The sequence below is a fragment of the Nisaea sp. genome, from assembly GCF_034670185.1.
Lineage (GTDB): Bacteria > Pseudomonadota > Alphaproteobacteria > Thalassobaculales > Thalassobaculaceae > Nisaea.
The window spans coordinates 1,965,287-1,979,715 of the sequence record NZ_JAXMNY010000001.1; the positions used below are offsets into that span (position 1 = coordinate 1,965,287).

Consider the following 14,429-nt stretch of genomic DNA (forward strand, 5'->3'; position numbering starts at 1 on the left):
ATTCACCGAGGCCCCAACAAACGGTGAACGTTGCAGCAGAACGGAGGTCCCGTCCGTTCAATTACGAAATAGCGACCAATTTTCTATGGTCACAGTGCGCATCGACCTATGCATCCGCGTACGGGCTGCAATGCTACACTTGAATCTTACAGCCCGAGTAAGCTAAAGCCAGACTCTTGCTGTTAGATTGAGATTACAGCTAATGCGCAATAAATGTAAACCGGGATAGAGACGGATTACCCTGATATGCTCGCCAAGAGTAGTCAGCAGTTGTCCGCCCGACCGGATCGGGTGAGCCGGAATACCGGCGGTTGAGGAACGGATCGTATGCCTGAAGTCATTATGAATGGTCCCGAGGGGCGCCTTGAGGGACGTTACGTCCACAGCAAGAAAGAAAATGCTCCCATCGCCCTGCTTTTGCATCCGCATCCGCAGCATGGCGGGACCATGAATAACAAAGTCGTTTATTCCATGTTCCAGAACTTTGTGAACCGCGGGTTCTCGACCTTGCGGTTCAATTTCCGCGGAGTCGGACGAAGCCAGGGTGTGTTCGACCGTGGCGAAGGCGAACTCAGCGATGCCGCCTCGGCGCTGGACTGGCTGCAGACCTACAATCCTAACGCGCCCTATTGCTGGGTTGGCGGCTTTTCCTTCGGTGCCTGGATCGGCATGCAGCTTCTGATGCGCCGCCCGGAGATTACCGGTTTCATCTCCATTGCCCCGCCGGCCAACATGTTCGATTTCACCTTCCTCGCCCCCTGCCCTGCCTCAGGCATCATGGTGCACGGCGATGCAGACGATGTTGTGCCTCCGGATTCCGTGAAAAAGCTGGTCGACAAACTGTCGGCCCAGAAGGGCATCGTCATCGACCATGTCGTGGTGAAAAACGCCAACCATTATTTCACCAAGCACCTGGAAGACGTGAACAAGGCCGTCACCGGCTACCTGAACAAATCCCTGCCGGAGAGCGAGCAGCTCCCCGCCGCGTCGAAATAAAGCCGCGACTCAGTCCGGCCTGTGCAAGGTGCCGCCTGACAGCGGCACCGGCGCGCGGGTCGTGCCGGGGAAGGTCAACGGCTTTCCCTGCAGGCTGCGAATTGCCAGATAGGCGAAGGCCTCGGCCTCGACGGCATCACCATTCCAGCCAAGATCGTCCGCCGGGAAAATAGGGGCATTCAGACGCTCTGCCAACATGGTCATGAGTGTTGCATTGTGACGGCCGCCGCCACAGGCGATCCATTGTGAGACCGCATGCGGGAACCAGCGCCCGGCCAGGGCGACCGAGGCCGCCGAGAAGGCTGTGAGCAACGCAGCGCCATCCTCGTCCGACAGGCCCACAACAGCCCCCATCGCGCGACGCGCGAAATGATCCCGGTCGAGGGACTTCGGAGGCTGCCGGTCAAAATAGGGATCGGAAAGCAGATCCGCCAAACGTGCTTCGTCGACCAGCCCCTTTGCCGCCAAGGTGCCACCGGCATCAAAACGCTCGCCACGCCGCGCCCGGACGAAATCATCAACCAGAGCATTTGCGGGGCCTGTATCGAAAGCCAGCATTGCTTCCGGGCCGGCGCTTGCATCTCCGTCTATCCAGGTAACGTTCCCCACACCTCCAAGATTAAGCACCGCGACGGTAGAGCCGAGCCGTCGCGTCAACGCCCGATGATAGACCGGCACAAGCGGCGCGCCCTCTCCACCGGCTGCGACATCGGCAAGCCGCAGATCGAATACAACGGGCCGGCCGGTCGTGCGCGCCAGCACGTCCGGCGCCCCGATCTGGACCGTCCGGCGCCGCTCCGGTTCATGCAGGATGGTTTGTCCGTGAAAGCCGATAACATCGATCTCGGTACTGGCCACACCTTCGGCGGCAAGCAGGGCGGAAACCGCCTCCGCATGACGCTCGGTTAATTCGAATGCAACACCAGCCACATCGCCGGCATCGCCCATGACGGATTGCAGGCGAGCCCGGAAATCGTCGGGATAGGGCATGCTGAGAAAGCCGCGACGGCGCACTTCACCGTCACCGTCGCTGTCGATCAGAGCCGCGTCGATCCCATCCATCGACGTGCCGCTCATCAGGCCGATTGCCCGGTATGTCTTCTGCCCGCTCACCCCGATATCTCCGCGAAAACTCATTCTCGAATGCACAAAGCCCCACAATACGGCGGTTCCGGTTGAGGCCGGGGTAGCCATGTGCTAAGTGCTCGCGCCTTGGATTCTGACACATCTTCACCGGGAACACGACCATGAGCCAGTTCAAATCGGGCTTCATGCAGACCATGAGCGAGCGCGGGTTCGTCCATCAATGCACCGATAATGACGCACTCGACGAGATGCTGAACAACAAGGTCGTGACCGCCTATATCGGCTTTGACTGCACGGCCGACAGCCTGCATGTCGGCAGCCTTATCCAGATCATGATGCTCCGCCACCTGCAGCGGGCCGGTCATCGGCCGATCGTGCTGATGGGCGGCGGCACCAGCAAGATCGGCGATCCGTCCTTCAAGGACGAGGCCCGCAAGCTGCTTTCGGATGAAGATATCGAGCACAACAAGTCCGGTATCAAGACCGTGTTCCAGCGCTTCCTCAGCTTCGGCGAGGAAACCAGCGATGCGATCATGTGCGACAACGCAGAGTGGCTGGACGGACTTGAATACATCCCGTTCCTGCGCAAAATCGGACAGCATTTCTCGGTCAACCGGATGCTAAGCTTCGACAGCGTGAAGACGCGCCTGGAACGCGAACAGTCACTGAGCTTCCTCGAATTCAACTACATGATCCTGCAAGCCTACGACTTCCTGGAACTGCGCCGGCGCTACGGCTGCCAGTTGCAGATGGGCGGCTCGGATCAGTGGGGTAACATCGTCAACGGCGTCGAGCTGACCCGGCGTGTCGACCAGCAGTCCGTGTACGGTCTGACCACGCCGCTGCTCACCACCGCCTCCGGCCAGAAAATGGGCAAGACGGAGAAAGGCGCCGTCTGGCTCAACAAGGAACGGCTCTCGCCCTACGACTACTGGCAATTCTGGCGGAACACCGAAGATGCCGATGTGGGCAAGTTCCTGCGCCTCTTCACCGAACTGCCGCTGGACGAGATCGCCCGGCTTGAGAAACTGGAAGGCGCCGAGTTGAACGACGCCAAGAAGGTGCTCGCGAACGAGGCAACCGCCCTGCTGCATGGCCGTGAAGAAGCCGAAACGGTTGCAGAATCTGCGCGCAAGACGTTCGAGCAAGGCACTCTCGGCGACAGTCTGCCGCGTGTGTCCGTCGAGGCATCGCAACTTTCCGAAGGCCTCTGGGTTGTCGACGCCCTGCGCATTGCCGGACTTGCCGCGACCAACGGCGAAGCCCGTCGCCTGATCAAGAATGGCGGCGCCCGGGTCAATGACGTTGCGGTCTCCGACGAGACGCTGAAGCTTGGCGATGCCGATCTCGCCGATGGCGTGATCAAGCTGTCATCTGGCAAGAAGCGCCACGTGTTGCTGGAAACCTGATTTAGGACTCTGCCGCAGGTTAAGGGCTGGTATCCTGCGGGGGAGGCTCCGCAGGTTCCGGGTCCTTCGGCGGCGCGTCCGAAAGCCGGAACAGATTGCGGAAGATACCCGGTGTCAGTGCTGTCAGCGGATTGACCGAAACCACCGGTTTTTCCAGCGGGCCATTGATACCGAATTCCGACGCCAGGAATCCCTCGCCTTCGCCACCGGTCAGCAGCGTGCCTATCAGCGGGATTGAGCCGATAATCTCGTTCAGCACGTAGGCAGGGACGAGCATACCGGTCAGGTCCATCTCGTCCTTGATGCGATCAATCGATCCGGAAGCAGAAATACCGAGCGAAGCGCCCTGCGCCAAAAGCCGATCCAGAACCAGCATCTCTTCTGAGACATGCATGCTGACATCAAGGCTGGAAAAATTAATACCCCGCCCCTGCACGACGGCGGGTAGCCCGCTAATTGACGCGGCGCTCAGTAACTGGGCCATGACCGGTGCGTCGACCAGATTGAAATCAAGAACCGACAGCGAGACGTTCCACCCCATGTGGCCGTCCAGCTCCTCACGGAACCCCGAAGCGGCAAGTTTCCCACCCGTAATCGAATCGAAGCCCTCGAAAGATTTCAGCATGTTCCCGGCATTCTGAGAGCTGATTTCGAAATGCGGGCTATCGTTCGCGGTCGAATAAATCACATCGACCGGTTCCGTTCCGAGCAAACCATTTGCCGCCAGGGACAGAGTCCCGGTTCCGTCATTCTCCAGCAGCACGGTGACATCGCGCATCGGATCCAGGTTTCCGATCAGCACCTGATCGACCCGTGCGTTGACGACAAGCGGCAGATCTATGTCCCCCGAATGCCCGTCGAACTGTTCGACAAGCGGACGCAGGTCTGCGAACGGGCCTTTGATGTTCGCGGTGAAGCCGCCCGTGCCATCGGCTGCGATCACGCCTGAAAGATCAGTCTTGCCGAGCTGTAGTCGCTCGACCGTCAACCGGTTCGGCAGTTTTGTCTGTTCGGAGAATTCGACGGACCCGGATGCGGCGAGATCGCTGGTTGCGACCTGAAAGCTGTCGATCGATGTCAGGACGTCGTTCCGCGTCTGGAGGCTGGCCCGCAAGGTTCCGGCGGCGCCCGACGGCTTCTCCCAGGCCAGCTCAGCAATCTCAAGCTCGGTATTCTGCAATCCCAGGACGAGATCGATCGTCGCTTCGGTGTCCGTTTCTTGCTCGATCGTCGCATCGAGCTCGACTTCACCACCGGCAAAGCGCCGGATGTCGAAGCCCAGTTCCGCGAGCTTATCCGTGTCTGGCCGGACGATGACATGAGTCCGGCGGCGGATCTCGGCCTCCTTGCCGAAGGACTGCAGGAAGCCAAGCTGCATCGGCAACCCGGAAAGCGCGCCACTGCCGTCCAGCAGCATGCCGTTCTTGTCGAGCTTCAGGGACATTTCCCCTTGCTCGAACGGCAAGCGGGTCGTCCGCGTAGGCAGCGAGACATCCGAAAGCTGCCCCTCCGCAGACAGATCGACCATGTCGAACGTCATCACCCGGAGAAGCGGCATTTCGAAATGCATCCGCCCTTTCGCGGTTCCGGCAACCTCATCCGGCGCAAGGCCCAGGGCACGCGCGTAGCCGAAAGGCTCCGTATCGAGTACGCGTAAAATATCCGAGATTGGCCCATCGATCTCGGCGTCGATCATTGCGTAATCGTCGCTGACCGTATGAATACCGGTGAGCGAGACCTGCGCTCCTTCCAGCTTGATTCCGTCGAGACGCCCTGTGGTTACAGCCGCATCGAGACGCTTCTCCGAGAAGCTCATTGTGCCGCCGACCTTACGTGCCGGCGGAAGCGGCGGCAGGTAATGCACCGTGACATCCTGGTACGCCAGCTCACCATCGACCGCGACATCCCTGAATCGGGTTTCTTCGGTGCCGACTTCCATATTCCCGGTGACCCGGGCCGTGATCTCCGTGACTATTCCATCCTGCAGATTTTGCGTGGTCCAGCCGCGCGCTATCTCGAAAAGTGCCGGCGGCCAGTAATCCTTGATGTTGTCCACCGGCAGACCGGAAATCTTCGTCGAGAGCTCCAGTGCAGGGTTGGACAAGTCCTTGAGAGATCCCTGCAGGATGGCGACCATGCCACCTTTCTCGAGGACAAAATTACGCAGTGCCACAGAATCTTCGCGACCGTCATAGCCGATCTGGAAGCGCAGGCTGTCATAAGGGAGAGGAGCCGGCAGAATGGAGCCAAGAGAAATCGCACCGTCGGTCGCGGTCGCGATCACATCGATGCTTTCCAGCGCACGAAAGTCCTGCAGAGCAAAGGCGATGCTGCCGCTAAGCCTGCTCGACACCGAGAAATCTACAGGGAGTTCAGGAAGACGGGAAAGCACAAGATCCGGCGCCAGCCCCTGAAACAGAACCGCACCGTCGAGCGTGTGGCTCCGGTAAAAATAGTTGCCGTCCCCCCGGATTTCGACACTGTCTCCGCCTACCGTGAGATCGGCCCGCGCTTCAACGCGCCAACCGTCACGCTCACGCTCGAACGTGCCGTCGAATCCGGACATCCTGATATTGCCGAATTGCCCGGCATCGTCTTTCACGCGCACGGTGGCGCGTCTCAGGGAAAACCTCTCAAGCCGCTCAAGGCCGGCCAGCCCTTGCTGTCCGCTTTTCGGAGGCTCTTGCAGCACTGACAGCAGATTGCCGGCATCCACATCCACGTCGCCGCCGGACGGCGTCGCGCCATAGAGCGCATAAGATCCATCAACCCGGCGCTCCAGATTAAGCACGGGTTGATCAACGGCAATATGGACGGGTGCAATCTCGCCGAGCAGAAGCTGCGGCCCGGACAGGGCGATATCCGCAGACGGAGCGAACAGAATAAGACCGCCGGACTGACCGTTCAGACGCAGGCTTGTCACCCGAACCTCGAAAAGCCGGCTCCAGCCCCGCCATTCCATGCTGAGCTCGCCGATCGACGCTGTTCCGCGTTCGGCAGGGATCAAAGCCTCGGCAACCCGGGACTTCAGAAACTCTAGAGGGACCGGCTGCGTGCTTGCGCGCCAGAACACCAGAGCCGCGAGCACGACGATACCGGCAAAGATCGCAGCTGCGATTTCAAGGGCGATCTTGGTGGTTCGTATCAGCACACGGGGCACTCTTGGCTCAGGATTGTTCCGCTTATCATAGGGCATGCCGACTGGCGACGTTAAAGACGATAAATCATCATGATCCGACGGGACCCAAGCGGATGTCCGGTTGACGTGCGTCCCGAGCGTGCGCACCCTTCAGCAACTTTAACCAGAGCCGGAGGGCGTCGGTGTTTCTGGACCAGATAGAGTACTTCCCGGAAATAACAGATACCGAGTCAGCTCGTATCGGCCTGGAGCGCTGGCAGGAACAGCCCGGCCTGCTTTCAGACCACACCCTCGCAGACCGGACACGCTTCATAGCCGAACATCGGAACGGCGGACGCCTGTTGCAAGGACTCTTCGCAAACAGCCCCTATCTGACACGGCTGCTGATCAGGGATATCGAGTTTGCCGCTGCCCTTCTCGAAGATGGTCCGGACGCAACGGAAGCGCGCCTGAAGACAGATGCCGCCGCCCTCGATCCTGCGGCCCTGAGCACGGCCGAGCTGATGACCGCTCTGCGTGTGTTGAAACGGCACTATTCGCTGACCACGGCCATTGCCGACATTACCCGGGTCTGGCCACTGGAGCGGGTTACGGGCGCCCTGAGTGAGCTTGCCGACATTGCTATCGCTACCGCCTGGCGGCACGCCCTGCACCTGCAAACAAGCAACGGCAATCTTCCTACCGCGGGCGGCGATGATATTCTCGACGGCTCAGGCCTGATATGCCTCGGCATGGGTAAGCTTGGCGCGCGCGAGCTGAACTATTCCAGCGACATCGATCTGATCGTTTTCTATGACAACGAAGTCCCGCAATACCGGGATGTCGAAGAATTGCAGAAGCATTTCGTGACCATGACCCGGCTGGTGGTCCGGATGCTCGAAGAGCGGACGTCCGACGGATATGTTTTCCGGACGGACCTAAGGCTGCGGCCCGATGCGAGCGCCATGCCGCTCGCCGTATCCACCGCCGCCGCCGAGATCTATTACGAGAGCCAGGGTCAGAACTGGGAGCGCGCCGCGCTGATCAAGGCACGTGCCATCGGATCGGACCAAAAGGCGGCAGAAGAGTTTTTCACCCGGATACGCCCGTTCATCTGGCGCAAGCATCTGGATTTCGCGGCCATCGAAGACATCCACTCGATCAAGCGGCAGATCGCTGCCCACAAGGGCGGCACGAAGATCAACGTCGAGGGACACAATGTAAAACTCGGTCGCGGCGGCATCCGCGAGATCGAATTCTTCGTGCAGACCCAACAGCTGATCTGGGGCGGCCGGGATGCCCGGCTGCGCGGCATGAAGACCAGCGACGGCATGGAAGCGCTCGTCCAGCTCGACCGGGTGAAGCCGGACGTCGCAAAGGCCATGATGGATGCCTACCGCTTCCTGCGCACGGTCGAGCACCGCCTGCAGATGGTCGACGATGCCCAAACACATTCCCTGCCGGAGACGACCGAGGGCCTTGCGAAGATCGCGGGCTTCCTCGGCATCGCCGACACGGACCGTTTCCGCCGGGAGTTAATCCATCAACTCTCCACCGTCGCGCATCATTACGGCCATCTGTTCGAGGAAAGCGCACCGCTCTCTTCCGGTAATGAAATCGAAGGCAGCCTCGTCTTCACCGGCGTCGAGAACGACCCGGAGACCCTGAAAACACTGGCCGATATGGGTTTCGGCGATCCCGATTCCGTCGCCACCAGAATTCGCGCCTGGCATCACGGCCGCTACCGCGCAACCCGCAGCGAGAGGTCCCGTCAGATCCTGACGGAGATCGCCCCGGCATTGCTGTCCTCTTTCGGGCAGGCGCCGGAGCCGGACGAGGCGTTCAGGCGCTTCGACCGTTTTCTCGAAGGCCTGCCTGCCGGCGTCCAGCTCTTCTCCCTGTTCCAGGCCAATCCGCCCCTGCTGGCGATGCTGGCGGACATCATGGGTATGGCCCCGTCGCTCGCCCGTCAGCTCGGCCAGCACCCCTCACTCTTCGAAGGCGTGCTGACCCACGATCCCTCGGACCGTCTGGGTGACAGGGATAGCCTTGTCTCCGAACTTGAGCGGGATCTGGAAAGAGCAACCTATTACGAGGACGTTCTCGACATTTCCCGGCGCTGGATCAACGACCAGCGCTTCCTTGTCGGCATTCAGGTGATGCAGGGCCGCGTCCCGGCCTCACGCGCCGCTACCTGCCTGTCGGATATCGTGGATGCCGGCATTTCCGTGCTGCTGCCACGGGTCGAGGCCGAATTCGCGAAGCAGCACGGCAGGATTCCAGACTGCCCGCTTCCTGCGCTTGCCGTCATCGCCTATGGCAAGCTCGGCGCCCGGGAGCTTTCCGCCGGATCCGACCTCGATCTGGTGTTTCTTTACGACGCCCCATTCGATGTGGAATCGGATGGGGAGAAACCATTGCATGCCAGTACCTATTTCAACCGGCTCGGTCAGCGCCTGCTGGCAGCCCTGACAGCGCAGACGGCAGAGGGAGGGTTGTTCGAAGTCGACATGAGGCTTCGCCCAAACGGCAATAAAGGCACCATGGTGCCCAATTACGAAGGTTTTGAGAAATACCATCGCGAGGAGGCCTGGACGTGGGAGCGGATGGCAATGTCCAGAGCCCGGGTCGTCGCCGCGTCACCGCCACTCGCCGACAAGCTCAACGCACTGCTCAAGGAAGTGCTCGGCGCCCCACGCGATCCGGACACGCTGTTACGCGATGTCTTCGTCATGAGGGAGCGGATCGCCAAAGAACATGCCAGCACCTCCCATTGGCAGATCAAACACTGGCGGGGCGGCCTGGTGGATCTGGAATTCATGGCGCAATATCTGTTGCTGAAACATTGCGGCGATCATCCGGATCTGATTACCGGCAATACGGCGGATGTGTTCGACCGACTGGCCGAAAAGGGCCTGATGGACACCGGACTGGCCGACCGTCTGTCGGCGACGACCCGGCTCTGGCGGGCGATCCAGTGGGTCCTTCGCCTCACCGTGGAAGAAAAGTTCGATCCGGAAACCGCCCCCGAGGCTCTCAAAGCACGGCTGGCCAGAATTGCCCATGTCGAAACTTTCGAGGATCTGGACCGGATCATCGATAAACGCGGCGCCGATGTGCGGGAGGCTTTTACCAGCCTGATCGAAACCCCGGCGGCGGCACTCCCCGATCCCGATCCGGAAGCTCAGGAATGAGCCCGGACATGGTTGCGGGTCCGTTCGTCCTCCTGTACCAACATCACTAGATCTTGGCGCGAAAGACGCGCGAACCCACCATACTTGGACTTGTTTTCCGATGATGCATGCCGTTCGCCCAGATCCTGAGAGCGATAAATACCGCGTTCTGAAGGGGATATTCGGGTTTGACGGCTTTCGTCCCGGCCAGGAGGCTGTGGTCGACGCCATTCTGAGCGGCCGCAATGCCCTCGCGGTGATGCCCACCGGCTCCGGAAAGTCGCTCTGCTTTCAGCTCCCGGCGCTGGTCCGTGGTGGCCTGACAGTCGTCGTCTCTCCTCTCGTTGCCCTGATGCAGGATCAGGTCGCCGCCCTAAAACTGGCGGGCGTGCGCGCCGAGACCATCAATTCGGCGAAAGACCGAGTGGAGAATGTCGATATCTGGCGCCGTGTGGCAGCCGGAGAGGTCGATTTTCTCTACCTCTCTCCGGAACGGCTGATGACGGACCGCATGCTGGCGGCCATCGGAAAGCTGCCGCTCTCCTTCCTCGTGGTTGACGAAGCCCACTGCATTTCCCAATGGGGCGCCTCCTTCCGGCCGGAATATGACGATCTTGCCCGGCTGCGGGACATCTTCCCGAACGTGCCGATTGCCGCCTTCACCGCCACCGCCGACCAGGTAACCCGCCTCGACATTGCCGAGAAACTGTTCCGCAGCGATGCGGAGATGTTCGTGCATGGCTTCGACCGGCCGAATATCCGGCTCGACGTGACCTTGCGCTCGGACTGGAAACGCCAGGTGCTGGATTTCCTCGGCATGCATGAGGGTGAGAGCGGCGTGATCTACTGTCTCTCCCGGAAAAAAACCGAGGAAACCGCCGCGTTCCTGAGGGAGAAGGGCTTCAATGCCCTGCCCTACCATGCCGGACTGGCGAAGGAAGAGCGGGATCGCAACCAGGACGTCTTCATGTCCGAAAGCGCGGTCATCATGGTCGCCACGATTGCTTTCGGCATGGGTATCGACAAACCGGATGTGCGTTTCGTGCTGCACACGGACATGCCCGGCAGCGTCGAGGCCTATTACCAGGAATTCGGCCGCGCCGGACGTGACGGTGCGCCGGCACGCGCCCTGATGCTCTACGGCCTCGACGATATCCGCATGCGACGGATGTTCATCGACCAGGAGCATGAGGACGGGGACCGGCGCCGGCGCGAGCACAAGCGGCTGGACGCGCTGATCGCCTATTGCGAAGCAGCGGAATGCCGGCGCCAGTCGCTGCTACGCTATTTCGGCGAGGAATCCGAGCCCTGCGGTAATTGCGATGCCTGCCTGGAGCCGATGGATCTGGTCGACGGCACCGAGGAAGCCGTGCTCGCGCTGAAGACCATTCAGGCCACGGGTGAACGCTTCGGCACAGTGCATATCGTCGATGTGCTGCGCGGCGGCAACACCGAGCGCATCCGCAAGTTCGGTCATGAAAGCGTCGAGACATATGGCGCTGGAACCGCACACAACGCGAAGGACTGGCAATCCCTGGTCCGCCAACTCGTCGCCAACGGGTTCCTGACCCTCGACATTCAGGGGTTTGGCGGCCTCTCGGTCAGCGACAAGGGCCATACCCTGCTGCGCGGCGAGCTGCCCTTCCGCTATCGTCGCGACAGCTTGCGCCGCGAACGCCAGAGCAAGACCGCGCGCTCTACCAGCGTTCCGACAGAAACCATGAGCGGGCCAGAGCTGAAACTGTTCAAAGCTCTGAAACAACTCCGCTCGGAAATCGCCCGCGAAGGCAACGTGCCGGCCTATGTCGTCTTCACAGACCGCAGCCTCGCCGACATGGCCGCCAAGCGACCGACCTGCAAGGATAGTTTCTCAGGTATTCACGGTGTCGGAGCAGCCAAGCTGGAGAAGTTCGCAGCGCCCTTCATCGACCTGATTCTGCGAGAGACAGCGTAAGGTCCTCGGAGTTGCTTGACCAAAGCGCGCACAGCGCCATTTAAAAATTCCATCCTTCCTGATTTTCTGTTTCCTGGAGAGTTTTCATGATCGATGTCGGCGAAAAGGCACCTGAATTCAGCATGGCGACGGATGGTGGCGGCACCGTTTCGCTCGCGAGCCTCAAGGGCAAGAAAGCGGTGCTCTATTTCTACCCGAAAGACGACACGCCCGGCTGCACCAAGGAAGCCTGCGCCTTCCGGGACGCCATGCCCGACTTCTCCGGCATCGATGCGGAGATCATCGGTGTCTCCAAAGACCCGGTCGCCAAGCACGACAAGTTCAAGGCCAAGTATGACCTGCCCTTCATGCTGGCCTCGGACGAGGAAAGCGACGTCTGCGAACGCTACGGCGTCTGGGTCGAAAAGAACATGTATGGCAAGAAATACATGGGGATCGAACGGGCGACATTTCTGATCGACGGTGAAGGCATCGTGCGGAACATATGGCGCAAGGTGAAAGTGCCGGGTCACGCCGAAGCCGTGCTCGAGGCAGCAAAAGGCCTCTAGTCTCAGCCTAGAAGCAGTCGGTTCGTTAACCAACCGACTTTAATCCGGCCTCGCATCCAGTGTTTCCCGTGATGGATGCGAGGTCTGGACAGATTCTTTTGTTTTGAAGTCCTTAGCGTCGCCCCGCAAAGACGAGACTGATTTTGCACAGTCAAAAAACACACAGCCGTAACTATTCTTGCAATTATGTAAAATACGATGTATTAACCACCTTTCACAGTTCGAAATTGCGAGAGCGTGGTCAGAATGACCTCGATATTGACCAATCCTTCGAGCCTGACCGCCCTCAGAAACTTCGGGGCGATCCAGCGCTCCCTCGGTACGGTGCAAAACCGGGTATCAACGGGTTTGCGCGTCACGGGCGCTGTCGCGGACGCTTCCAACTTCGCCATTGCACAAGGTGTCAGGACCGAGGTCAGGGCAATCGATGCCGTCATCAAGGGTCTGAATAACGCCAAAGGCGTCGCCAAAGTGGGTATAGCCGGCGCAACAGCCGTCTCGGACCTGATGGCAGACATCCGCAAGAAAATCACTGAAGCCGCCAATCCGGCCAATACCACTCAGCAGCAGCAAATTCTTCAGAACGATTATGAAGAATTGATCGCGCAGTTCCGCCAGATCCTGGAAAATTCGTCTTTTAATGGTGAGAATGTCATCGTTGAAAATGCCATTGCATTCAACCTCGCCCTCGGCACTCCAAACAACATCAACGTTCTCTCGAATATCAATGGCGGCACCCTGACCGTCCGCGGCCATCATCTGGACGTAAGCTATGCCGTTCTCAACAATGAGGATGTCTCCACACCGGCAAATGCCCTCCTCGCCCTGGACGAGTGGGAAACGGAAATGGTCAATATCGGCGAGGCTCTTGGTGAGCTGGGGGCCGATATGCGCGCACTCGAACTGCAGACCGAATTCCTGGAAAGTCAGCGCGACGCGGTGGAGGAAGGTCTCGGCAATATCGTCGACGCCGACATGGCCCGGGAAAGCGCGCGCCTCACCAGCTTCCAGGTGCAGGAGCAACTCGCAGTCCAGACACTAAGCCTCGCCAATCAGCGACCGCAAACCCTGCTTGGTCTCTTCCAGTAGAGTCGGCGTCCCGGCAAGGACCTAAAGCCGGAATCCATAAGGCAGCAGCCGGTCGATATCGAGAATGTCGGCGGTGAAATCCGCATCGCCTGTATCTACCAGAATCAGGGCAGCGTCCTGCGCCTCATCGCGTTCGATGAACTCGCGCATGACCTGACGGCAGATGCCGCAGGGTGAGCGGTCCGGGAGCGGGCCGTCCAGGCTGTCCGACGTCGACAAGGCGAGGAATTTGATCCGGCGGAACCCTTTCGCGGCGGCAGCATGCAGCGCGTTGCGCTCTCCGCAGACCGCGGCGCCGTAGGAGGCGTTCTCGATATTGGCTCCGGTGATGACGGAGCCTTCCGGGTCGTCCGCCATGATGACGGCGGCACCGACATGGAAGTGCGAATAGGGTACGTGCGCGTTCTTTGCCGCCGCACGGGCAGCCTTGACGAGATCCCGCAATATTGCCGGGTCGACCATCACCCGCTTTTCCGGAATGTGCTGGCCAATCACACGGAACCGCCCGGCATCGGTCTCGACCACCGTATCGGCGGCCTCGATTGCGGGCAGGACAATTTCGATCTCAGCCATCCGTCTACCCCTTCTTGCCGTAGACCGCATCCGGATCGTAGGCCTTGCCATCCTTGACGACATTGAGCACGGCCTTGCCATTCTCGATCCGGGCAGCCCTGTAAAAGCAGCTATCGTAGCCGACATGGCAGGCAGGGCCGGAAAGAACTCTCAGCAGCACCACGTCCTGATCGCAGTCGGTCCGAAGCTCGACAACCTTCTGCACATGCCCGCTCGTCGCGCCCTTGTGCCAGATCTCGGACCGGGACCGGCTCCAGTAGACCGCCTCGCCCAGCTCCAGCGTCTTCGTCAGCGCCTCCCTGTTCATGAAAGCGAACATCAGGACCTCACCGGTCTCCGCGTGCTGGGTGATGCAGGGGATCAGGCCGTCCGCGTCGAATTTCGGCTGGAAGGTCGCGCCTTCTTCTAGGTCAGCCTTGTCGCCGCGCTCTGAAAACAGGGTATCGATTGTCATGGTCGTCGCTCCGTAATCAAGATCCGGTT

Annotated in this window: 9 protein-coding genes and 1 pseudogene; 6 read left to right on the forward strand and 4 right to left on the reverse strand. The window is 60.1% G+C overall.

Features of this window, described 5'->3' with window-relative positions:
- Positions 1-327 precede the first annotated feature (327 nt).
- Positions 328-996, forward strand: a complete 669-nt coding sequence (locus tag VOI22_RS09325) for an alpha/beta hydrolase (RefSeq protein WP_028464376.1) — start codon at positions 328-330, stop codon at positions 994-996.
- 9 nt (positions 997-1,005) lie between these two features.
- Here VOI22_RS09325 and VOI22_RS09330 read toward each other — a convergent pair whose 3' ends face one another.
- Entirely contained in the window at positions 1,006-2,133 is a 1,128-nt protein-coding gene (locus VOI22_RS09330) for an anhydro-N-acetylmuramic acid kinase (RefSeq protein ID WP_416366134.1), read from the reverse strand.
- Between the two features lie 110 nt (positions 2,134-2,243).
- Here VOI22_RS09330 and tyrS point away from each other — a divergent pair, with 110 nt between their 5' ends.
- Positions 2,244-3,491: a tyrosine--tRNA ligase gene (gene tyrS / locus VOI22_RS09335; RefSeq protein WP_323796230.1), complete on the forward strand. Its 1,248-nt coding sequence runs from the start codon at positions 2,244-2,246 to the stop codon at positions 3,489-3,491.
- A gap of 19 nt (positions 3,492-3,510) precedes the next feature.
- On the opposite strand, the gene VOI22_RS09340 is transcribed toward tyrS, so the two are convergent.
- Entirely contained in the window at positions 3,511-6,642 is a 3,132-nt protein-coding gene (locus tag VOI22_RS09340) for an AsmA-like C-terminal domain-containing protein (RefSeq protein WP_323796231.1), read from the reverse strand.
- Between the two features lie 167 nt (positions 6,643-6,809).
- Between VOI22_RS09340 and VOI22_RS09345 the strand changes: the two are divergent.
- The 4 genes and pseudogenes from VOI22_RS09345 to VOI22_RS09360 form a co-directional block, all read left to right on the forward strand.
- Positions 6,810-9,803 (forward strand): annotated as a pseudogene (locus VOI22_RS09345) (bifunctional [glutamine synthetase] adenylyltransferase/[glutamine synthetase]-adenylyl-L-tyrosine phosphorylase); the annotation flags it as partial.
- A 100-nt stretch (positions 9,804-9,903) separates the two neighbouring features.
- Positions 9,904-11,736, forward strand: coding sequence for a DNA helicase RecQ (gene recQ, locus VOI22_RS09350; RefSeq protein ID WP_323796232.1), 1,833 nt, complete (start codon positions 9,904-9,906; stop codon positions 11,734-11,736).
- Between the two features lie 86 nt (positions 11,737-11,822).
- A complete protein-coding gene (gene bcp, locus VOI22_RS09355) occupies positions 11,823-12,284 on the forward strand; it encodes a thioredoxin-dependent thiol peroxidase (protein ID WP_323796233.1) in 462 nt (153 codons plus the stop codon).
- Between the two features lie 246 nt (positions 12,285-12,530).
- Positions 12,531-13,373, forward strand: a complete 843-nt coding sequence (locus VOI22_RS09360) for a flagellin (protein WP_323796234.1) — start codon at positions 12,531-12,533, stop codon at positions 13,371-13,373.
- A 21-nt stretch (positions 13,374-13,394) separates the two neighbouring features.
- On the opposite strand, the gene VOI22_RS09365 is transcribed toward VOI22_RS09360, so the two are convergent.
- Positions 13,395-13,946, reverse strand: a complete 552-nt coding sequence (locus tag VOI22_RS09365; RefSeq protein WP_323796235.1) for a cytidine deaminase — start codon at positions 13,944-13,946, stop codon at positions 13,395-13,397.
- Between the two features lie 4 nt (positions 13,947-13,950).
- Positions 13,951-14,400, reverse strand: coding sequence for a phosphoribosyl-AMP cyclohydrolase (gene hisI / locus VOI22_RS09370; RefSeq protein WP_323796236.1), 450 nt, complete (start codon positions 14,398-14,400; stop codon positions 13,951-13,953).
- Between the last annotated feature and the right edge of the window lie 29 nt (positions 14,401-14,429).